At 60.0% G+C, this 22614-nt stretch carries 13 protein-coding genes and 2 pseudogenes; 5 read left to right on the forward strand and 10 right to left on the reverse strand.

The window, feature by feature from the left end; genetic code table 11:
* Positions 1 to 182 precede the first annotated feature (182 nt).
* The 3 genes from AC1MDC_RS07380 (at position 183) to msrA (ending at position 5375) form a co-directional block, all read left to right on the forward strand.
* Positions 183 to 1580 carry an alkaline phosphatase D family protein gene (locus AC1MDC_RS07380; RefSeq protein ID WP_480392769.1) on the forward strand — a complete coding sequence of 466 codons (1398 nt, stop codon included), beginning with the start codon at positions 183 to 185 and terminating at the stop codon, positions 1578 to 1580.
* A gap of 239 nt (positions 1581 to 1819) precedes the next feature.
* Positions 1820 to 4516 (forward strand): putative bifunctional diguanylate cyclase/phosphodiesterase, encoded by a 2697-nt coding sequence (locus tag AC1MDC_RS07385; protein WP_480392770.1) that lies wholly within the window; start codon positions 1820 to 1822, stop codon positions 4514 to 4516.
* A 193-nt stretch (positions 4517 to 4709) separates the two neighbouring features.
* A complete protein-coding gene (gene msrA / locus AC1MDC_RS07390; RefSeq protein WP_085701072.1) occupies positions 4710 to 5375 on the forward strand; it encodes a peptide-methionine (S)-S-oxide reductase MsrA in 666 nt (221 codons plus the stop codon).
* A gap of 146 nt (positions 5376 to 5521) precedes the next feature.
* On the opposite strand, the gene AC1MDC_RS07395 is transcribed toward msrA, so the two are convergent.
* From AC1MDC_RS07395 to putP, 6 genes and pseudogenes are all read right to left on the reverse strand, one after another.
* Positions 5522 to 6361 carry a 23S rRNA (adenine(2030)-N(6))-methyltransferase RlmJ gene (locus tag AC1MDC_RS07395; protein WP_085701073.1) on the reverse strand — a complete coding sequence of 280 codons (840 nt, stop codon included), beginning with the start codon at positions 6359 to 6361 and terminating at the stop codon, positions 5522 to 5524.
* A 240-nt stretch (positions 6362 to 6601) separates the two neighbouring features.
* Complete coding sequence (locus AC1MDC_RS07400; protein WP_227234216.1) at positions 6602 to 6922, reverse strand: hypothetical protein; 321 nt, start codon at positions 6920 to 6922, stop codon at positions 6602 to 6604.
* Positions 6923 to 7255: 333 nt separating this feature from the next.
* A complete protein-coding gene (locus AC1MDC_RS07405; RefSeq protein WP_480392771.1) occupies positions 7256 to 7978 on the reverse strand; it encodes a DUF4123 domain-containing protein in 723 nt (240 codons plus the stop codon).
* A 27-nt stretch (positions 7979 to 8005) separates the two neighbouring features.
* Positions 8006 to 8395 (reverse strand): hypothetical protein, encoded by a 390-nt coding sequence (locus AC1MDC_RS07410; RefSeq protein ID WP_266202161.1) that lies wholly within the window; start codon positions 8393 to 8395, stop codon positions 8006 to 8008.
* A gap of 1052 nt (positions 8396 to 9447) precedes the next feature.
* Positions 9448 to 11454: pseudogene (locus tag AC1MDC_RS07415) on the reverse strand (type VI secretion system Vgr family protein); the annotation flags it as partial.
* Between the two features lie 351 nt (positions 11455 to 11805).
* A complete protein-coding gene (putP, locus tag AC1MDC_RS07420; RefSeq protein ID WP_085701076.1) occupies positions 11806 to 13290 on the reverse strand; it encodes a sodium/proline symporter PutP in 1485 nt (494 codons plus the stop codon).
* A 456-nt stretch (positions 13291 to 13746) separates the two neighbouring features.
* Between putP and putA the strand changes: the two genes are divergently transcribed.
* Together putA and AC1MDC_RS07430 are read left to right on the forward strand one after the other, a co-directional pair.
* Positions 13747 to 17700 carry a trifunctional transcriptional regulator/proline dehydrogenase/L-glutamate gamma-semialdehyde dehydrogenase gene (putA, locus tag AC1MDC_RS07425; RefSeq protein WP_480392772.1) on the forward strand — a complete coding sequence of 1318 codons (3954 nt, stop codon included), beginning with the start codon at positions 13747 to 13749 and terminating at the stop codon, positions 17698 to 17700.
* A gap of 277 nt (positions 17701 to 17977) precedes the next feature.
* Positions 17978 to 19780 (forward strand): acyl-CoA dehydrogenase, encoded by a 1803-nt coding sequence (locus AC1MDC_RS07430; protein WP_480392773.1) that lies wholly within the window; start codon positions 17978 to 17980, stop codon positions 19778 to 19780.
* Between the two features lie 161 nt (positions 19781 to 19941).
* Here AC1MDC_RS07430 and AC1MDC_RS07435 read toward each other — a convergent pair whose 3' ends face one another.
* The 4 genes and pseudogenes from AC1MDC_RS07435 to AC1MDC_RS07450 all read right to left on the reverse strand — a co-directional run bounded on the left by AC1MDC_RS07435 (position 19942) and on the right by AC1MDC_RS07450 (position 22509).
* On the reverse strand, positions 19942 to 20787 hold the full coding sequence (locus tag AC1MDC_RS07435; RefSeq protein WP_427115172.1) for a methyl-accepting chemotaxis protein: 846 nt from the start codon (positions 20785 to 20787) through the stop codon (positions 19942 to 19944).
* A gap of 21 nt (positions 20788 to 20808) precedes the next feature.
* Positions 20809 to 21879 (reverse strand): annotated as a pseudogene (locus AC1MDC_RS07440) (HAMP domain-containing protein); the annotation flags it as partial.
* Between the two features lie 100 nt (positions 21880 to 21979).
* Positions 21980 to 22282 (reverse strand): cell division protein ZapA, encoded by a 303-nt coding sequence (locus AC1MDC_RS07445; RefSeq protein ID WP_007952314.1) that lies wholly within the window; start codon positions 22280 to 22282, stop codon positions 21980 to 21982.
* The gene (locus AC1MDC_RS07450) at positions 22279 to 22509 is read right to left on the reverse strand and encodes a hypothetical protein (RefSeq protein WP_085685455.1); all 231 of its coding nucleotides are present in this window, start codon (positions 22507 to 22509) and stop codon (positions 22279 to 22281) included. The genes AC1MDC_RS07445 and AC1MDC_RS07450 overlap by 4 nt, the downstream gene beginning before the upstream one ends.
* Positions 22510 to 22614 lie beyond the last annotated feature (105 nt).

The following is a 22614-nucleotide window of genomic DNA, read 5'->3' on the forward strand; positions in this document are numbered from 1 at the left end:
TTGCCTGAAATAACTTCCGCCCGAACTTTTTCCCACAACTCGTGCTGATATAAGCCACACCTCAAGTCCACTTCCTGTTGATATTTTTCAGCAACAGGCAACTAACCTTGGCGTATTAAAGTTGCACCAATAAAACGGGGCAACTTTGTTCATCACCAACTTCTATTCGAATGGATTCGAACATGCTGAAACCTACTGTCGGCCCGATCGTTGGCCACACAACAACTCATCAGGCGCGAATCTTTATTCGCGGCGGACTGCAACATAACACGGCCGTATTTGCCGGCATTCGTTACCGGCCATTGGATTCCAAACAATGGCAAACGGGCCGGTTTGTAAAGCTTGATTCAACTCGCGACATGACTGAGGTGCTGGTACTCGATCATTTGCAAGCCGACACCGAATATGAATACCAGACCGGCTGGTTCAGCCCGATGAGCCCCGTCCACACCGTCCACAGCGTGGCGGAGCTGCCGCTGCAATGGCCACGGGAAACGTATCGCCTGCGCACCCGCAGCCATCAGCCGTTACAGCCGCGTGCCTACATCCTTGGTTCCTGTCGCTACCTGCGCATGACCTCTGGCATCCCTGTCCTCCCGCATCTGGGCGACCGGATCTTCGCGTCCATCAGCCAATTGATCGAGGGAGCACGACCGGCAGTCAGCGCAATCATGATGTGTGGCGATCAGATCTACGCCGATGATTTGAACCTGCTCGCTCCTGACCGCGACTATGACGAGATCATTGCAAAGTATCGTGCGGCGTTTTCCCTGCCCAATATTCGACGACTGATGTCGGAGACTTCGACTTACATGATTCTTGATGATCATGAAATAGAAGATAACTGGCCAATGAACGCCAACACGTCCGATGAAACTCTCTATCGCAATGCAATGGCGGCTTACGATATTTATCAAGCCAGCCATAGCCCGATCTGTTCAACAACAACTAACGGCACTATCGATCGAACCTCTCTGACGCACTACTGGTATCAATTCAGTGACGGCGATATCGAATGGTTTGTAACGGACAGCCGAACTCGCCGCAACTTGTCGAACGACAACCGCCGCATCCTCGATGAAGAACAGGAACAGGCCTTGTGCAAGTGGCTGGTCGACAGCCCGGCGCGGGTCAAGTTCGTGGTCACCAGCGTCATGTTCTACCCCGACCGCAAACTGAACGGCAACGATGCCTGGGCGGGCTTCCCCGAACAGCGCCTGCGCCTGCTGGAGACCATCCGCAAGCATCGGCTCAAAAACGTTGTGTTCATTTCCGGCGATGTGCATGGTTCGCTGACCAGTCGCCTGAGCCACAGCGAAGACCCGGACTTTGAAGTACACACCGTCGTTTCCTCGCCGCTGAGCAACAGCAAACTGCTGCCCTACGCCACCGCCGCGACCTTCAGGCTCGACTCGCCACTGGCACAGACCGAGTCAGGCGAATACCGGCACGCGCTGACCAGTCAGGTCATCAGCCAGGACAACTTCGCGCACATGGTGGTCGAGGCCGGGCGGATCCAGGTCAACTACCACGACCGCGATGGCAGGCCTCTGCAATCGATCGATATTCTGTTGCGGTGAATCCAGCGGCAACGACCGTTCCGGATGCCAGAAGGCTCTGGAACGGGCATCACCACGCTTGAAAGCATTAGTTTCCGGCAAGCGCTGGAGAAATGTTCACTGCAGCCGACATATTCTTATAGCACTTGGCCTTCATGTCTCTTGTCAGTCAGTGCCGCAATGATGCAACCTTGCCGCAGGCAACAGTAAAGAGGGCGAGAGCCCGGCGCGTTCAGCAAATTTCCAAGCGAGTTCCCTTCATGAAGAGCCAACCCGATGCCGCCAGCCGTATGGTGGCCGAGGTAGTGACGCAGTTGCCTGTGCCCTCGCGGCTCGGCATGCTGCGTTTCGAGCGCTTGAATGAAGCCAGCTGGGCGATGCTGTTTCTCGATCCCAACTGCGAACGTCAGTTCGGCCAGCCCGCCGTCGAACTCTGCGCCCTGGTCGGCTCGCCCTACGCCAGCCTGATGGAGCCCGAAGCGCGCTATCAGCTGCATGACACGATCCAGCAGCAACTCAGCCAAAGTCCGCACTATCTGGTGCGCTACACCCTGCACACCGCCGCCGGCGCCCTGAGCATTCTTGAACTCGGTGAAGCCTACAAACAGCACAACCGTCACTTGCTGCGCGGTTACCTGCTGGCGGTCGACAACGTGTTCGACGAAGCACCAGCGCTGCCGTCCGTCGACCTGGAAACCCAGAACTCGCGCCTGCAAATCGCCCTTGAGCTCAACCAGCGTGCCCAGCAGGAGCAACTGCAGCATCTGGAGCGGGTGCGCGCCCAGCAGGATCTGATCCTGTTGCTGGCCCGCCAGCGCTACAGCAGCCAGAATTCCCTGCAAGAAGCCGCCGAACTGATCACGCGCTGCGCCTGCGACATCTATGAAATCGACTGCGCCAGCCTCTGGAATCTGGAAGGCCAGAAACTGGTGCCGATCTCGGCCTACCACCGCGCCACTCAGGAATACATTCTGCCGGAGGCCATCGACGTCAGCGGCTTCCCCGATTACATGGAAGCGCTGCACAGCAGTCGCGCCATCGACGCGAACAACGCGATGCGCGACCCGCGCACCCGGGAGATGGCCGAGGCCCTGCGCCCCCGTGACGTCAACGCCATGCTCGACGCCAGCATCCGCGTCGACGGCCAGGTGGTCGGCGTGCTGTGCCTGGAGCAGACCGGCGTCACCCGCGCCTGGCAGTCCGACGAAATCGCCTTTGCCGGTGAACTGGCCGACCAGTTCGCCCAGGTCATCAACAATCACAACCGCCGCACCGCCACCAGCGCCCTGCACTTGTTCCAGCGCGCGGTCGAGCAAAGCGCCAACGCCTTTTTGCTGGTCAATTGCGACGGCGTGGTCGAGTACGTCAACCCGAGCTTCACCGCGATCACCCAGTACACCACCGAGGAAGTCCACGGCCAGCGCCTGGCGGAGCTGCCGGCCCTGGAAAACCTCAGCGAACTGTTGTTCGACGCGCCCTCGGCGCTGGCCAAGAGCAACAGCTGGCAGGGCGAATTCAAGAGCCGCCGGAAAAACCTCGAACCCTACTGGGGCCAGTTATCGATCTCCAAGGTGTACGGCGACAACCGTGAGCTGACGCATTACATCGGCATCTACGAAGACATCACCCAGTCCAAACTGGCGCAGCAGCGTATCGAACGTCTGGCGTATACCGACAACCTGACCAACCTCGGTAACCGGCCTGCATTTATCCGCAACCTGGATGAACGCTTCGCCCGGGACAGCGATACCCCGATCAGCCTGCTGCTGGTGGACATCGACAACTTCAAGCGGATCAACGATAGCCTCGGTCACCAGACCGGCGACAAACTGTTGATCAGCCTGGCCCGGCGCCTGCGCAACAGCCTGAGTTCCAGCGGCAGCCTGGCGCGGTTCGCCAGTAATGAATTCGCGGTGTTGCTCGACGACACTGACCTGGAGACCGGCCAACAGATCGCCAGCCAGCTGCTGATGACCCTCGACAAACCGATGTTCGTCGACAACCAGCTCATCAGCGTCACCGGCTCCGTGGGCCTGGCCTGCGCGCCGCTGCACGGCCGCGACCCGCAGACCCTGATGCGCAACGCCGGCCTCGCCCTGCACAAGGCCAAGGCCAACGGCAAACATCAGGTGCAGGTGTTCACCGAAGCGCTGAACGCCGAAGCCAGTTACAAACTGTTCGTCGAGAACAACCTGCGCCGCGCCCTGACCCAGAACGAGCTGGACGTGTTCTATCAACCCAAGCTGTGCCTGCGCAGCGGTCGGTTGCTGGGCATGGAAGCGCTGCTGCGCTGGAATCACCCGGAACGCGGCATGATCCGCCCGGACCAGTTCATCAGCGTCGCCGAGGAAACCGGCCTGATCATTCCGATCGGCAAATGGATCGCCCGCCAGGCCTGCCGCATGAGCAAAGCGCTGACCGCCGCCGGCATGGGCAAACTGCAAGTGGCGATCAACCTGTCGCCCAAGCAGTTCTCCGACCCGGATCTGGTGGCCTCGATCGCCAACATCCTCAAGGAAGAAGCCCTGCCGGCCAATCTGCTGGAGCTGGAACTGACCGAAGGCCTGCTGCTGGAGGCCACCGAAGACACTCACCTGCAGCTCGATCAGCTCAAGCGCCTGGGCCTGACCCTGGCGATGGATGACTTCGGCACCGGCTACTCGTCGCTCAGCTACCTGAAAAAATTCCCGATCGACATCATCAAGATCGATCGCAGCTTCATCCATGAAATCCCGGACAACCAGGACGACATGGAAATCACCTCCGCCGTGATCGCCATGGCCCACAACCTGAAGCTCAAGGTCGTGGCCGAAGGCATCGAGACCGCCGAGCAACTGGCGTTCCTGCGTCGCCACCGCTGCGACGTCGGCCAGGGCTACCTGTTCGACCGGCCGATTCCGGGCGGCGAGCTTATCCAGGCGCTCAAGCGCTACCCGCGCGGCCCGCTCTGCCTCTAAATCCCATAATCCCCCCAACCCTGTGGGAGCGAGCTTGCTCGCGAAAGCGGTGGGTCAGTCACTGCAAATGTTGAATGGATCGCCGCCTTCGCGAGCAAGCTCGCTCCCACATTTGAATAGTGCGAAAACGGGCATCATTGGGCACACTGGTGGTCTGCTTATTTACATCCCATCCTGACTGAGAGGAACGATCATGGTTCTGCGCTCGGAAATTCTGGTGAACAAAAACGTGCTACCGACTAAAGAACAAGCTCTGCCTGGCCGCGAAACTCCGATGGCCCTGCCTGAAAAACACTTTGTGTTCGAAGACACGCCGCTGCTGGGCCCGTTTTTCGAAGACGTCGACTTCGCGATTTTCGGTCTGGGTTGCTTCTGGGGTGCCGAGCGCCGCTTCTGGCAGCGCGAAGGTGTGGTCAGCACCGTGGTCGGCTACGCCGGCGGCTACACGCCGAACCCGACCTACGAAGAAGTCTGCTCGGGCCTGACCGGTCACGCTGAAGTCGTTCTGGTGGTGTTTGACAAGGCCAAGGTCAGCTACGAAGAGCTGCTGGCGATGTTCTGGGAATTGCACAACCCGACGCAGGGCATGCGCCAGGGCAATGACATCGGCACTCAGTACCGCTCGGTGATCTATGCCACCACGCCGGAGCAACTGGAAACAGCGCTGAAGAGCAAGGCCGTGTATCAGGCCGAGCTGTCGAAGGCGGGTCTGGGTGAAATCAGCACCGAGATTGAACAGGCCCCGACCGTTTACTTCGCCGAGGCCTATCACCAGCAGTATCTGGCGAAAAATCCGGAAGGCTACTGCGGGATTGGCGGCACCGGCGTTTGCATGCCTCCGAGCCTGGCGGGTAACTAAGCCCGCCCTGATCGTTCCCGCGCTACGCCTGATCGTTCCCACGCTCCGCGTGGGAATGCCTCAATGGACGCTCTGCGTCCGCTGTTGGGACGCGGAGCGTCCCGGGCTGCATTCCCACGCAGAGCGTGGGAACAATCGGTCAGCGATCAGCTCTCGGCGATCAACCAATCCATCTGCCACCCACCCTGGGTTTGTCCAAGTTTCTTGGACAGCCACGGCAGCAGCTCACGCAATTCTTCCTCCAGCCCCCACGGCGGATTGGCAATCGCCAGCCCGGAGCCGTTCAGGCTGTTCGGCGTATCCAGCGGATGCACCAGCAACTCGACCCGCAGCAACTTCGGCGCGCCGGTGCCGGCCAGATCCTGATAGAAACGACGCAATGCGCGCTGGTCCTTCACCGGATACCAGATGGCCGCCACGGTCTGGCGCATGCGCGAGATCGCTTCTTTCAAGGAGGCCGCGCAACGCTGCATCTCGTCGAGTTTCTCGAACGGCGGATCGATCAGCATCACCGCGCGTTTCTCGGCCACCGGCAACAACGCCCGCGCCACATGCCAGCCCTCACCCAGATGCACGGCCACACGACGGTCGCCCTTCATGTTGTCCTTGAGCAGCACGCCGTCTTCCGGGTGCTTCTCGTTGAGCAACACCCGATCCTGAGAACGGGTCAGACGTCGCGCCAGCTCCGGCGAACCCGGGTAGTAGCGCAACTGGCCATCCGGGTTCATCTCGCGCAGCACATTCATGTAGTCGGCGGTCAGCGCCGGCAGATCCGGCTGATCCCACAACCGCGCGATGCCTTCCAGGTACTCGCCGGTACGGTTGGCCTGATCGCCCTGCAAATCATACAGACCGATGCCGGCGTGGCTGTCGAGATAGGCAAACGGCTGCTCCTTGCGCGACATCAAGGCGATGAGACGGGTCAAGGTCAGGTGTTTGAACACATCGGCGTGATTGCCGGCATGGAAGGCGTGACGATAATTCATGGCTGCTCCTGCGAGGGCCGTGAAGTTTACCTTTTACCGGGCGGCAAGTCAGGGGCTCGCAGCTGAGTGGCGTCCCGCTGTGCTGATGATCGTTCCCATGCTCTGCGTGGTAATGCAGCCCGTGACGCTCCGCGTCGCATGGGGTATCAGCCCCAACTGCGGTGGACGCCTGGAACGCGGAGCGTCCCTGGAAGCATTCCCACGCGGACCGTTCGACGCCTCGACGTGGGAACGATCGAGTCAGAACGGCATGGCGCGTAGTCGCTTGCCAATCACATCCAAGACATCGCAGCCGTCACGCAGCGGAATCACACAGAGTTGGGCGAAGTCGCTGAGGATGACCGAGTCGCATTCGACCGAGCCGCGCATGCACATGTTTTCGAGAACCTGGATGACCGCGCGGATACGGTAGTTGGCGGCGTCCATCAGCACATCGAGCGGGGCGTGGGTGTCGATGAACAGGGTGGGCATGTCGTTGCAGTTGCTGGTCAGCGCCATGAGGCGGTTGTTGGGGTGGGGGATGAAGGGCTCGTACGGTGGATCGGGTTTTAACGTCGACATTTATTGCACCTCGGCAGGTTAAGTGAAGCTGCCAACGACCTTCCTACAGGTTTGGGTGGCAGCTGTACGCGAGAGTAGGAAACTGAGGAACCCACCAAACTCAGCTACGCCGAAGCGTTCCCGCGCACAGCCGCCGCGAACAATGTCATGGGCACGTTCAAGTGCCGCAATCAAAGAGCAGAGCGAATGCACGGCGAGTTTTCCAAGGGTTCCTACACCCTGTCACCACTCTCGCAGTGACAGCCAAAAGACTATCCCCGCACCACCGCGCCCACCAGTTCACGCAAACCGCCGCAACTCGCAGGAAACGTCCGAAGCCTTTGCCCGGAAATTTCACTCTGACTCGTCCCGCAAGTAGTCCAGCAATGCCGAAGCCGACGATTCGTCCGACGCCATAACCGCAAAAAATCTGACAACCTTGCAGCGCAAGACATCGGCGGGGAAAGCCTCGAACAACGCCGGCTGCTCCTCGCTCAACCACTGCAAGGCGTTGTTGATCCGGGCTTCATCGCCGAATTGCGCCAGCAGCTTTTCCGGCACCGACCACCAAGGAAACTCCCGCCCCGAGACCCGCGCCCTGCCCCCGATCTCGACAGCCTGACCGTTGATCAAGCCTCGCGTAAGAACCGGCAGCAATTGCCCGGCCTCCACTTCCGACGACTCAAGGATCGGCAACAAAAACCGCCCATCCCAAAACCGGAAGAACACCGCTTTGCCGTCCGGCATCAGCACTTGGGTCAAACTGCGAAAGTGCTCGACCACCGCCTCAAGCCCCGCCGAAGAGACCGCCAGCCAGCCCCAGTCGCGAGACTCCGTGGTCGCCACCCAATCCAGAAACTCACTGCCCGCGTCGACGATTCCCACGTAGGGCATCACCGCATCCCACTCGGCATAGTTCGTTTCCGCCCAAACAGGGCTGGGTGCCGACGCAAACTTCGAGCGTTGCCAAACTTTGAACGGCTCGGCACTGCTCGCATTGCAGAAGATGGCGAAGAGTTGTTCAGCACTGTCAACGGGGTGGGCTTGAAGCCAATTTCTAACGGAATCGTCTCTCATAAACCTATAACTGCCTGCCATTCAATTTCATTCAAGCCACCCCATAAAGTTCGCAACCAATAAAAAAACAACCATCACTACGAAGCTTCCAATTGCTGATAAATACACATAGCGAATCAAACGCAACAAACCCTTCGGAAAACTCAGAAAGTCACTCTCATCCAACGCCCCCCCCTTGATTGCCCGAGATGGCATGAGCAGGTACGAGCCGATGCACGCCAACATGAAATAAGCACCTGTAACCCCACCACTCAAAGGCTTACGAACTAACACGCCTTGCGAATTACTGAGAAAACGAAAAATCGCCTCCATTCTGAATAGAACGAGATAGAACTGACCGACAACAGATATGAAAGCAAACCCAAAGAACATTCCGCCAAAAGTCAAAACGAACCAGATTTCATCAGCCCTCGTCATGTGCCGACTCCTTCATAAATGACCTCACCAACCTTTTCACCCAAAATCTCGCCGCCCACTCCCCCTCCAAAAGTTCCAGCCCCGACCAGAACCAATGAGCAAAGCACCCCACCTGTTCCTGCCGTACCCAAGCCAATGCCAACGCATACAAGAGAGCCCGCGATACCACCACCGAGACTTCCCCCAAATGCACCGGCAAATTTCGCCGTCTCGGTGAACTTCACTTTCCTGCAAGCTTCCTCCGTACCTAACCGGCAAGTCTCCCTGACCTTTAACCCCGAAGCCGTCGCCCCCAGACCAACTCCAACCCAACCACCTAACTTGATCACCTTGCTGGCCTTACTTACGCCTTGAATATGCGTTGCGTATCCAGGAATCTCACCCGCAATACCAGCCTTGCTCCAATGGTGAACGAGACTCCGGCTGGAAATACCCAACGTTTTTTTTAAGTTTGGATGATCGGGTAAACCAGCCGCTTTACGCACTAGCGGGCTAAGACTGCCATCGAGTTGCGCCATCAACTGTTTGCGCCTGGAAAAGAAATCAGCGCCCTGAAGTTTTCCGTGTTTTTCGAAGGTTTGCTTATGCAGTATCTCCAGCTCTTTCAGCGTCTTGCCAAGATTGTCCAGATGATTACTGAACATCGCCGAGCCGATCCCCACGGCCGTCGAACCCTGAGATAAAAACGACTGAATCTCACCGTGATGCCGCGCCATAAACTCAGCCTCCGCATCACTCATTGGCGCCAGCGCCGCATCAACCTTCTGCGCCGCCTCCATCAATAAGGCTTCTTCGCGCGTGCACTGCGTATTACGTGGATCACTCAGGACAATAAGTTGACCGGGTTTTGCGTATTGAGTGAGTTGTGGATTAAGACTGCGGAATTTATCCAGCACGGCAGAATCCGGCTGCGGGAACAACATTGATTCAAGCGCTGCCCGAGACATTCCCTGTTCAACAATATGAAAGCCCGGCTCAACGCTGGAAGGCGTTGGCCGGGCCGAAGGCTTTGGGGAGTGAGTCAAGCTGTTCGAGGGCAGAGTCGGAGTTGGGCACACACCCTCCTTACAGCGCTCGCATTCTTCACAGAACGGCGCGTCTCCCTTAAGGCTCATGATTTGCGCGGCAGTCAGAATCGCAGCCGGCGCTGCCACCAGTTTTTCCGGCAACCCCGGCACGGTCGGCGCGGCGCTCATCGCCGCCATCGGCGCACCACCCACCACAATCGGCACGCTACTGAAAATCCCGCCGGGGCCAATGTTGATCCACTGCCCGCCCGCCTGAATCGTCGCGCTCGCCCCACCGTCGATCACCACTTGCTGGCCGGCGCTGACGTGGAATTGAGCGCTGGCGTGGATCGCCTGATTACTCACGCGGATGTGCCGATCGCCGGCCACCGTGAGGTGGTCGTCCTGCTTCACTTCGGTCTGGCGCTGACCGTGGGTGATGCGTTGCTCATCGGCTTTATGTTCATGCTTGGCGAGACCGGTGACGACGACACTGCGCTGGTTATCCACCTGCACCTGCTGATCGTTCAGCACATGCTGGGTCCAGTTTCGCTGGGCGCGCAGGTAGATTTCCTCGGCGCCTTTGCGATCTTCGATGCGCAATTCGTTGTAACCGCCACCACCCGGACTGCTCTGACTGCGGAAAATGCTGCGGGTCTTGTCGGCCGGCAGGTCCAGCGGCACGGGTGTTTCGGCGTTCGGCAGGCAACCCATGACCAACGGTTTGTCGGCATCGGAATCAATAAACCCCACCAGTACTTCCATGCCGACCCGCGGAATCAGCACGCTGCCATAACGGTCATGCGCCCAACCGCTGGCGACCCGCAGCCAGCAACTGGAATGCTCGTTCAGTTCGCCGTCGCGATCCCAGGCCAGTTGCACCTTGACCCGACCGTACTCGTCGCAATGGATTTCACTGTCTTTCGGGCCGGTTACCACGGCCGGTTGATAGCCGAGCATCCGAGGCTTTTCCGGGCCCATCGGCGGGCGAAAGAACACGTCCCATGGCGTGGCGAGAAAGGTATTACGGTAACCCTGGAATTCGTCGCCATCGCTGGTGACCGATTCCTCCAGCACTTGCGGCTGTCGTCCATGGTGTTCGATAGCGGTCAGCAGCCAGAGGTCATTCAAATCCTGGCGCGGATGCTCGGTCAGTTGCAGGAAATGTCCGCTGGCCAAGGAGGATTGATCGCTGCGACCCTCGGCCTGACGGTAGTCGGCGATATGTCGCTCAAGCGTGCGCTGGGCCTGCTGCCTGCCGGTTTCGCGCTCGGTGAACTGGCCAGGAAAGTGGTAATCCTCGAGCACCGGGCGCTGTTCGCTCTCGGCGCGACTTTGCAGCGCCAGCCGGGGCTTGGTGAAGTCGTAATCGCGCCGGGTGACCACGCTGGTGCGGGTTTCCACGCGCACGGTGAAGCGTTTGATCGCCGGTGCCGCCGCAGCCATGCCGCTGCCCGGCAGGTACAGGGTCGGCTCGGACAGACGCGGAAACACCGTTTGATCGTCGCCGAACACCACCAGATGCCCGTCCGGGCTGTGCTGAAAATGGAAATGAATGCCCACTTCGGCACACAGGCGCTGAATGAAGGCGAGATCACTCTCGGCGTACTGCACGCAATATTCACGGGGCGGATAATCGCTGCCGAGGCGAAATTCGAAGGCATCGCGCAGGATCGCGTGATCCTTGAGGATCTGCGTCACGATCTGCGGCACGCTTTGGTGCTGGAAAATCCGCTGATTGATCCGGTGCCCCAGATAGGCCAGACGTGGAACGAGGCTGACGTGGTAGCGGGTCAGACGCTTGCCGGAATCCCCCTGCCCGACCCGATAGATCTGACCGTGGATACCGGAACCGCCTTCATCAAAACTCAGAAACGCCTGACAGTGCAGCAGGCTTTCCAGATCCAGATCCGGCCGTTCACTGACCAGTTCCAGGTCAAAGCGAAAGGGTTGGCTGATGGCTTCCTTGCCCGTGAACTCAAGGACTTTGAGGTCAAATTGGGCGCCTTCGACGGTCAACGTGAAACGCGGTTGATTGGCAGGCGCGAACATCCGATGTCTCTCTGCAGATTGAGGGCGGGCGATTCTGCATGAGGGGCAAGGAGTGCAGGTTGGGTGACCGGAAAATCAGATTTTCCCTACTTGAAACTTCACTTTCCCCTTCAAAAATTGGCGCTTTCAACTACAGACATTTCCCTCAACAACATCACCAATCCCTGTGGGAGCGAGCTTGCTCGCGAATGCGGTGTGTCAGAAAAACAGATTTGAATGACAGGACGCCTTCGCGAGCAAGCTCGCTCCCACAGGGTTCTCGGTGTTTTCAAAGAACTTGCAGACAATAAAAAACGGCCCGTTTCCTGGCAGGAAACGGGCCGTTCTTTTGTGAGCCTCAGCTCATTCCCATCACTTGTTCAGATGGAAATCCTTCTCGGCCGCTTCAAAGCGCTGAACCATGCCAACACTCGGCTGGCCCATCAGGCTGACCAGGTAGATTGCCAGGCTGGCGAAGATGAAGCCCGGGATGATTTCGTACAGACCCAACAGTTCGAAATGCTTCCACACGATTACGGTGATCGCGCCGACCAGAATGCCGGCCAGTGCGCCGTTTCGGGTCATTTTTTTCCAGATCACCGAGATCAGCACTACCGGGCCGAAGGCTGCACCGAAACCGGCCCAGGCGTAGGACACCAGACCCAGTACGCGGTTTTCCGGATTGGCGGCCAGAGCGATGGCGACCAGGGCGACCAGCAGCACCATTGCACGACCGACCCACACCAGTTCAACCTGGGAAGCGCTCTTGCGCAGGAAAGCCTTGTAGAAGTCTTCGGTCAAGGCGCTGGAACACACCAGCAACTGGCAGCTCAGGGTGCTCATCACTGCCGCGAGAATCGCCGACAACAGCACGCCCGCAACCCACGGGTTGAACAGGATTTTCGCCAGTTCGATGAATACGCGCTCGTGGTTTTCGGTCACTGGACCCGCCACTTCCGGGTGCGCCGAGAAGTAAGCGATACCGAAGAAGCCCACGGCCACGGTGCCGCCCAGGCACAGGATCATCCAGGTCATGGAGATGCGACGGGCGTTGGCGATGGATTTCACCGAATCAGCGGCCATGAAGCGCGCCAGGATGTGCGGCTGGCCGAAGTAGCCCAGACCCCAACCCATCAGCGAGATGATGCCGATGAAAGTGGTGCCCTTGAGCATGTCGAAGTTGCTCGGGTCCTGCGCCTCGATGGCCAGGAACGTGGTATCCACGCCACCGGTAGCCAGCAGCACGATGATCGGGGTCAGCAGCAGCGCGAAGATCATCAGGGTGGCTTGCACGGTGTCGGTCCAGCTGACCGCGAGGAAACCGCCGACGAAGGTGTAGGCAATTGTCGCCGCAGCACCGGCCCACAGCGCCGTCTCGTAGGACATGCCGAAGGTGCTTTCGAACAGGCGGGCGCCGGCCACGATGCCGGAAGCGCAGTAGATGGTGAAGAACACCAGAATCACGACTGCGGAAATGATCCGCAGCAGACCGCTCTTGTCTTCGAAACGGCTGGAGAAATAGTCCGGCAGGGTCAGCGCATCGCCGTTGTGTTCGGTTTGAACACGCAGACGACCGGCGACGAACAGCCAGTTCAGGTAGGCACCGACGATCAGGCCGATGGCGATCCAGCTTTCGGACAGGCCGGACATGTAGATGGCGCCCGGCAGGCCCATCAGCAACCAGCCGCTCATGTCGGAAGCGCCGGCGGACAATGCCGTCACCACGCTGCCCAGGCTGCGGCCGCCCAGAATGTAATCGGAAAGGTTGTTGGTGGAGCGATAGGCCATGAAGCCGATCAGCACCATTGCTGCGATGTAGATCACGAACGTGATCAGGGTTGGGTTGCTTGCGCTCATTACGTACGTGCCCTGGCTTTGTTTTTATGTAGCGGCGGCGGTTGCACCGTTTGCAGACTGACGTCTGACAGACGATTCGCACGGCCACGCATTTATGACCAATGTTTCCCCAGGAAAGCCATTGGCCGGTGCGCAGGGTTTCCCCGGTTGCACCTTGGGCGCGAATCCTATGCAACAAAGCAAAACAGGTGCAACCAGTTTCTGGAGATTAAGTTGCACCCAGTCGGATTTATCCTGCGGAAGTCGCTTTTTGCTCCCTTTTAACGCAGTCGCAGCGCTTTTCTAGAAGCAAAAGCACCAAGCAGGAGCAGCACTTTCGTACCAGAAATTATTTCCTGACGAGTTGCAGAATATTCCGACAAAAAAGGGTTGCACCCGGTTGCACCTCTTTCGGCTCGCGGCTAATCTTGCCGCCAGCTGTTGTCGCGCAACTGCGGCACCTATGAGGATAAAAATATGGCTACCACCACCCTTGGGGTCAAACTTGACGACCCGACCCGCGAGCGCCTGAAGGCTGCCGCAACCTCGATTGATCGCACACCGCACTGGCTGATCAAGCAGGCAATTTTCAATTACCTGGAAAAACTCGAGGGTGGTGCAACCCTGACCGAGCTGAACGGTTTGACCGCCAAGGACGCCGACGACGCGGGCGAAGTCCACACCGATCACGCTCACCAATGCTTCCTCGAATTCGCCGAAAGCATCCTGCCGCAATCGGTGCTGCGCGCCTCGATCACCGCCGCTTACCGTCGCCCCGAGCCGGAAGTGGTGCCGATGCTGATCGAGCAGGCTCGCCTGCCGGCATCGATGGCCGAAGCCACCAACAAACTCGCTGCAACCATTGCGGAAAAACTGCGTAACCAGAAGAGTGCGGGTGGTCGTGCAGGCATTGTTCAGGGCCTGCTGCAGGAATTTTCCCTGTCGTCCCAGGAAGGCGTGGCGCTGATGTGCCTGGCAGAAGCGCTGCTGCGTATCCCGGACAAGGGCACTCGCGATGCGCTGATCCGCGACAAGATCAGCACCGGCAACTGGCAGCCGCACCTGGGCAACAGCCCGTCGCTGTTCGTCAACGCGGCGACCTGGGGCCTGCTGCTGACCGGCAAACTGGTCTCCACCCACAACGAAGCCGGCCTGACTTCGTCCCTGAGCCGCATCATCGGCAAGAGCGGCGAGCCGATGATCCGCAAGGGCGTCGACATGGCCATGCGCCTGATGGGCGAGCAGTTCGTCACTGGCGAAACCATCGCCGAAGCCCTGGCCAACGCGAGCAAGTTCGAAGCCAAGGGTTTCCGTTATTCCTACGACATGCTCGGTGAAGCGGCGCTGACCGAACACGACGCCCAGAAGTACCTGGCCTCGTACGAACAAGCCATTCACTCGATCGGCAAAGCGTCCCACGGCCGTGGGATTTATGAAGGTCCGGGCATCTCGATCAAACTGTCGGCCCTGCACCCGCGTTACAGCCGCGCCCAGTACGAGCGCGTGATGGACGAGCTGTATCCGCGCCTGCTGTCGCTGACCCTGCTGGCCAAGCAATACGACATCGGCCTGAACATCGACGCCGAAGAAGCCGACCGCCTGGAGCTGTCGCTGGATCTGCTTGAGCGCCTGTGCTTCGAGCCGCAACTGACTGGCTGGAACGGCATCGGTTTCGTGATCCAGGCCTATCAGAAACGCTGCCCGTATGTGATCGACTACGTGATCGACCTGGCTCGCCGCAGCCGTCATCGTCTGATGATCCGTCTGGTGAAAGGCGCGTACTGGGACAGCGAAATCAAGCGCGCCCAGGTCGAAGGCCTGGAAGGCTATCCGGTCTACACCCGCAAGGTGTACACCGACGTTTCCTACATCGCCTGCGCCCGCAAACTGCTGTCGGTACCGGAAGTCATCTACCCGCAGTTCGCCACGCACAACGCCCACACGCTGTCGGCGATTTATCACATTGCCGGTCAGAACTATTACCCGGGCCAGTACGAATTCCAGTGCCTGCACGGCATGGGCGAACCTTTGTACGAGCAGGTTGTAGGCAAAGTTGCCGAAGGCAAGCTGAACCGTCCGTGCCGTGTGTACGCTCCGGTCGGTACCCACGAAACCCTGCTGGCGTACCTCGTACGTCGTCTGCTGGAAAACGGCGCCAACACCTCGTTCGTCAACCGCATCGCCGACCAGTCGATTTCGATTCAGGAACTGGTGGCCGACCCGGTTGCGCAGATCGAGCAGATGGCAACCGTGGAGGGTGGTTTCGGCCTGCCGCACCCGCGCATTCCGCTGCCGCGTGACCTGTATGGTTCCGAGCGCGCCAATTCCAGCGGCATCGACATGGCCAACGAACATCGTCTGGCATCGCTGTCCTGCGCCCTGCTGGCGACCGCGCACAACGACTGGAAAGCCGCGCCGATGCTCGGTTGCGCCTCCAGCAACGAAGCGCCGGTTCCCGTCCTGAACCCGTCCGATCTGCGTGACGTGGTCGGCCATGTGCAGGAAGCCACGGTCGAAGACGTCGACAACGCCATTCAATGCGCCCTGAACGCCGCACCGATCTGGCAGGCGACCCCGCCGGCCGAACGCGCCGCGATTCTGGAACGTGCCGCTGACCTGATGGAAGGCGAGATCCAGCCGCTGATGGGCCTGCTGGCCCGCGAAGCCGGCAAGACCTTCGCCAACGCCATCGCCGAGGTCCGCGAAGCCGTCGACTTCCTGCGTTATTACGCGGTGCAGGCACGCAACGATTTCAGCAACGACGCCCACCGCCCACTGGGCCCGGTGGTCTGCATCAGCCCGTGGAACTTCCCGCTGGCGATCTTCAGCGGTCAGGTTGCTGCCGCACTGGCTGCCGGTAACCCGGTGCTGGCCAAACCGGCCGAACAGACTCCACTGGTCGCCGCACAAGCCGTGCGTCTGCTGCTCGAAGCCGGGATTCCGGAAGGCGTGCTGCAACTGCTGCCGGGTCGCGGTGAAACCGTCGGCGCCGGTCTGGTGGGTGACGAGCGCGTCAAGGGCGTGATGTTCACCGGTTCCACCGAAGTCGCGCGCCTGCTGCAACGCAACATTGCCGGCCGCCTCGACAACCAGGGCCGTCCGATCCCGCTGATCGCCGAAACCGGCGGCCAGAACGCGATGATCGTCGACTCTTCGGCTCTTACCGAACAAGTAGTGATCGATGTGGTGTCGTCGGCCTTCGACAGCGCCGGTCAGCGTTGCTCGGCCCTGCGCGTCCTGTGCTTGCAGGAAGATTCCGCAGATCGCGTCATCGAAATGCTCAAAGGTGCGATGGCTGAAAGCCGTCTCGGCAACCCGGAGCGTCTGTCCGTGGACATCGGCCCGGTGATCGACGCCGAAGCCAAGGCTGGCATCGAGAAGCACATCCAGAGCATGCGCGACAAAGGTCGCAACGTGTACCAGGTGGCCATCGCCGATGCCGAGGAAGTCAAACGCGGCACCTTCGTCATGCCGACCCTGATCGAGCTGGAAAGCTTCGACGAGCTGCAGCGCGAGATCTTCGGCCCGGTGCTGCACGTGGTGCGCTACAAGCGTAAAGAGATCGACCAGTTGATCGCCCAGATCAACGCCTCCGGCTACGGCCTGACCCTCGGCGTGCATACCCGCATCGACGAGACCATCGCCAAGGTGATCGACAACGTCAACGCCGGTAACGTCTACGTCAACCGCAACATTGTGGGCGCCGTGGTCGGCGTCCAGCCGTTCGGTGGCGAAGGCTTGTCGGGTACCGGCCCGAAAGCCGGTGGCCCGCTGTACCTGTACCGTCTGCTGTCGACGCGTCCTACCGACGCCATCGAACAATCCTTCGCTCGCGGTGATGCTGCCGTGGCGCCGGACGTTCGTCTGCGTGACGCCATGAGCAAACCGCTGACTGCCCTGAAAGCCTGGGCCGACAGCAACAAGTTCGCCGACCTGAGCACCCTGTGCGTGCAGTACGCAGCGCAGTCGCAAAGCGGTATCACCCGCGTACTGGCCGGCCCGACCGGCGAAAAGAACAGCTACGCGATCCTGCCGCGCGAACACGTGCTGTGCCTGGCGGACATCGAAGGTGATCTGCTGACTCAACTCGCGGCGGTACTGGCGGTGGGTGGTTCGGCGGTCTGGCCGGAATCCGACACCAGCAAGGCATTGTTCGCACGCCTGCCGAAGGAGATTCAGGCGCGGATCAAACTGGTTTCCGACTGGAACAAGGACGATGTGGTGTTCGATGCGGTTCTGCATCACGGCCACTCCGACCAGTTGCGGGCGGTCTGCCAGCAGATCGCCAAGCGTGCCGGCGCCATCGTCGGGGTTCAGGGCCTGTCCCAGGGCGAGACCAACATTGCGCTGGAGCGTCTGGTGATCGAGCGTGCGCTGAGCGTCAATACCGCGGCAGCGGGTGGTAACGCCAGCCTGATGACCATCGGCTAATCCTCGCGCGATCGTTCCCACGCTCCGCGTGGGAATGCCTCAAGGGACGCTCCGCGTTCCAGCCGCGCTGCCAATTTCAAGTCTGGCACCGATGGGACGCGGAGCGTCCCGGGCTGCATTCCCACGCAGAGCGTGGGAACGATCGCACACCAATATAGAAATGGGCGCCCTCACCGGCGCCCATTTTTTTGGCCTCTCCATCACCGTCATCAATCTTCCTGTTCAGACTTTATTCGCACGCCTAGACTCGGCCCATTCCAAAAAAAGGTAGGCCGCCATGTCCGAGACGCTGCTCAGTTCCCGCAATCTGGCTTTCGAGCTGTACGAAGTCCTCGATGCCGAGGGCCTGACCCGGCGTGAGCGGTTTGCCGAGCACAACCGCGAAACCTTCGATGCCGCCATCGGCACGGCGCGCAACATCGCCGAGAAGTACTTCGCACCGCACAACCGCAAGGGCGATGAGAACGAGCCGCGCTACGAGAACGGTCAGGCGATTTTGATTCCGGAGGTGAAACCGGCGGTGGATGCCTTCCTCGAAGCCGGATTCCTCAACGCCGCGCGCAGTTTCGACGCCGGCGGCATGCAACTGCCTACATTGTTGTCCCAGGCCTGCTTCGCTCACTTTCAGTCGGCCAACGCCGCTTCGACCTCCTATCCGTTCCTGACCATGGGCGCGGCCAACCTGATCGAAAGTTTCGGCACCGAAGAGCAAAAGCAGCGCTTTCTGCAACCGATGATCGACGGCCGCTTCTTCGGCACCATGGCCCTGACCGAACCCCATGCAGGCTCGTCGCTGTCGGATATTCGTACCCGTGCCGAGCCGGCGTCCGACGGCACTTATCGACTCAAGGGCAACAAGATCTTCATTTCCGGCGGCGATCACCCGCTCTCGGAAAACATCGTGCACATGGTGCTGGCCAAGCTGCCGGATGCGCCGGCCGGGGTGAAGGGGATTTCGCTGTTTATCGTGCCCAAATTCCTGGTCAACGATGACGGCAGCCTCGGCAAGCGCAACGACGTGCTGCTGGCCGGGCTGTTTCACAAGATGGGTTGGCGCGGAACGACCTCGACTGCGCTGAACTTCGGCGATAACGGCGAATGCGTCGGCTATCTGGTGGGCAAGCCGCATCACGGTTTGAGCTACATGTTCCAGATGATGAACGAGGCGCGGATCGGCGTCGGCATGGGCGCGGTGATGCTCGGTTATGCCGGTTATCTGTACTCGCTGGAATACGCTCGCGAACGTCCGCAAGGCCGGGTACCGGACAGCAAGGACCCGACGACGGCGCCGGTGGCGATCATTCAGCACGCGGACGTCAGACGCATGCTGCTGACGCAAAAATCCTACGTCGAAGGTGCGTTCGATCTCGGCCTGTATGCGGCGCGACTGTTCGATGACACCACCACGCTGGAAACCGAAGCCGAGCGCAAACAGGCTCACGAGCTGTTGGATTTGCTGACGCCGATCGTCAAATCCTGGCCATCGGAGTTCTGCCTGAAAGCCAACGAACTGGCGATCCAGATTCTCGGCGGCCACGGTTACACCCGCGAATACCCGGTGGAGCAGTACTACCGCGACAACCGTCTGAACCCGATCCACGAAGGCACCCACGGCATTCAGTCGCTGGACTTGCTGGGACGCAAACTGGCGCAGAACGGTGGCGCCGGGCTCAAGCACCTGATGCGCCTGATCGCCGACACCGCCGAACGCGCGGTGGCGTATGAATCGTTGACCGCACTGCGCGAACCGCTGGAGAAACTGGTCGCGCGCTTGCAGAGCGTGACCATTGGCCTGCTGACTGACCTGGCCCAGGGCAAGGTCAACAGCAGCCTGGCGAATTCGGCGCTGTACCTGAAAGTGTTCGGGCATGCAGTGATCGGCTGGCGCTGGCTGGAACAGGCGATTCGCGCCGAGGAAGGGTTGGCCAAGGGGGATGCGGCGGATGCCGACTTCTATAACGGCAAGTTGCAGGCGGCGCGGTATTTCCTGACGTGGGAAGTGCCGGGGTGTCAGCATGAGCTGACGTTGCTGGAGGCGCGGGATGACACGTGCCTGGCAATGCAGGATGCGTGGTTCTAACCCTTAACCATGATCGTTCCCACGTCGAGGCGTCGAACCGTCTGCGTGGGAATGCCTACTGTGACGCTCTGCGTCACGATCTTGAGGGAACGCGGAGCGTCCCGGGCTGCATTCCCACGCGGAGCGTGGGAACGATCAGTGCCTCGACAGGGAACGATCAGTCAGCTCAGCTTGAACCCACCCATCTGCCGCGCCAGATCATCCGCCAGCCGCTGCAACATCTGACAATCCTCACGACAAGCGCGAACCTCCCCCGCCGTGGCCCGCGCCAGATCGGAAATCCCCTGCACATTGCGGTTGATCTCTTCGGTCACCGCCGACTGCTCCTCTGTCGCCGTCGCGACTTGATGGTTCATGTCGCTGATGCGCTCGACCTGCCCGGTAATCGCGGTCAGTGAAGCCCCGGTACGCTGACTCGATTCAACGCCGGTGCCCGTCGCGGCCTGGCCGGTGCGCATCGATGAAACTGCGTTCTCCGCCCCCTGCTTGAGGCTGCCGATCATCTGCTGAATCTCGTCGGTAGACGCCTGAGTGCGGCGCGCCAGCGTCCGCACTTCATCAGCCACCACCGCAAAACCACGCCCCATATCGCCGGCCCGCGCCGCCTCGATCGCCGCGTTCAACGCCAACAGATTGGTCTGCTCGGACACCCCGCGAATCACCGCCAGCACCTGATCGATCGACGCCACCTGATGCGCCAGTTCACCTACCGCGCCGGCAGCAACGCCGATTTCATCGGACATGCTTTCTATATGGCGAATCGACCCGCCGACCACTTCCCGCGCCTGCATCGCTTCATCGCGGGCGGTTTGCGAGGCGAGCGCCGCGTTACCGGCGTTCTGGGCAATCTCCTGCACGGTCAGGCCCATTTCGTGGACGGCGGTGGCGACCATATCGGTCATTTCCTGCTGGCGACCCGAGCGTTCGGCGGTGTTATCCACAACCCTGGCCACCTGGCCGACGGCAACGCGCAGACGCTCGCTGGTGGTCAGCACTTCGCCGATCATCCCGCGCTGGCTGTCGAGGAAACGGTTGAAGCCCCGAGCGAGGTCGCCCAGTTCATCGGCGCGGCTGGAATCTAACCGGTGAGTCAAATCTCCACCACCGCTACCGATTGCTACCAGTGCCGCTGTTACCTGACGAATCGGTCGCACCAATCCCTGGGCCAGCCAGATCACCAGCGCCAGACAAACAACCGCCACGGCCAGACCGATACCGCTGCTCATCCACATCGCCCGGCGGGCTTCGGCGTAGATCTGCGACTGTGGCACTTCGGCCACCAGGGTCCAGCCGAGGTCGCGCAAAGGCAGGCTGAAGGCGAGGAAGTCTTCGCCATCGCGCTGGAAGCTGCTGTTGGTCGCTACTTTGTGGCCCATGACCGCTTGCGCCGCATTGGCGCCGATCTGCTCCGTGAGGGTGCGTTTGCCGCTGAACTGTGCCTCGGGATGAACCTGAATCAAACCGTCGGAACGCACGAGATAGACCTTGCCGCGTTCGCCGAAACTGAAGTTGTGGATCAGCTCGGACAGCTCTTTCATGCTCAGTCCGAGCCCCGCAACGCCGACCACTTTGCCGGCCTGCTCCACCTTCAAGTCGATGAACAGCGCCAGCTCTCCGGTAGCTCCGTCGTTGTCGATGTTGAGAGTTCGAGGCTGGTTGCTGTCGAGAAACGAGTAGAACCACGCATCGGCCGGTTTGTCGCGACTGAGGGTGCGATCCAGGCCTTTTTCGGTGATGTAGTGATTGGATTCGGTGCCAATGATCAGCGCCGTGAAAGCCTTGTGTTCGGCGCGGATACCTTCCAGATACTGCGCGAAGCCGGCCGTTTTGCCGGAGTCTTCACCATTGGCCAGCCAGTCGCGGACCATGGTGTTGCTGGCGATGTCTTTGGCGGCGGTGAGGGGCTGAACGAGGATACGTTCGATGTCGTTGCGCGTCGCTTCGATGCTCGACGGCAACGCCTGTTCGACCAGATAGCTCTGGGCGAGGCGGTTGACCACCAGGGTATAAATGCCAACCACGATCAAGATGCTGACCAGCAGAGCGGTGCCCATGCCGAGGATCAGCTGCCATTGAATACTGCGACGCCAGAACTGCATGGAGCACCCCCAAAGAATAAGAGGCTGAAACACTGCAACAGCCGTGCCGATTGTATACAGCTCAATCGACAATCTTATTCTTTGGTTGTGCGCAACCCCATCAACCCTGATTGATGGTCTTGGCGATGGTCTCGACCGTGGCGCTGACTTGCTCTTGGTAACGCTCGAGTTCTTCCTGATGCTGCTTCTTCATTTCAATCTGCTGCGAGCACAGATTCATCGCCGCCAGCACCAGCAGGCGGTCGCCGATCAGGGTCGGGTATTTGCGCTTGGTGTCGGCCAGTGCGGCCTTGAGCATCAAGGCCGCGTCCAGCAGGGTCTGTTCTTCCCCGGCCGGTGCCTTGATCGAATAGTCCTCCCCCATGATGGAGATGACTTTTACCCCTGCTGTGCCGTGGTTCATGCGCTGACAGGACCGGCGTTGACGCGATCAACCAGGGCCTGGATGCGTGCGGCGGTGGCGCCGTGCTTTTCTTCCTGTTCCATCAGGCTCAGTTGCAGGCTTTCGTTTTCATCCTTGGCCCGGGCCAGTTCCGTGGACAGGGTCTGGTTGGTTTCCGACAGGGTCTGGTTCTGTTGCACCAGATCGCTGACGAGCTGTTCCAATTGGCTGAGGGATGCTTCCAACATTTTGATATTCCAAGCGTTTTTCAAAGGGCGCGTACGATAAAGAAAAGTCGTCGTGGATGCCAGGATTAAACCGGCGCAAGGCCTTGATTTTCCTGGCGGCTCGAC

The sequence above is a fragment of the Pseudomonas sp. 1 genome (genome assembly GCF_056626735.1).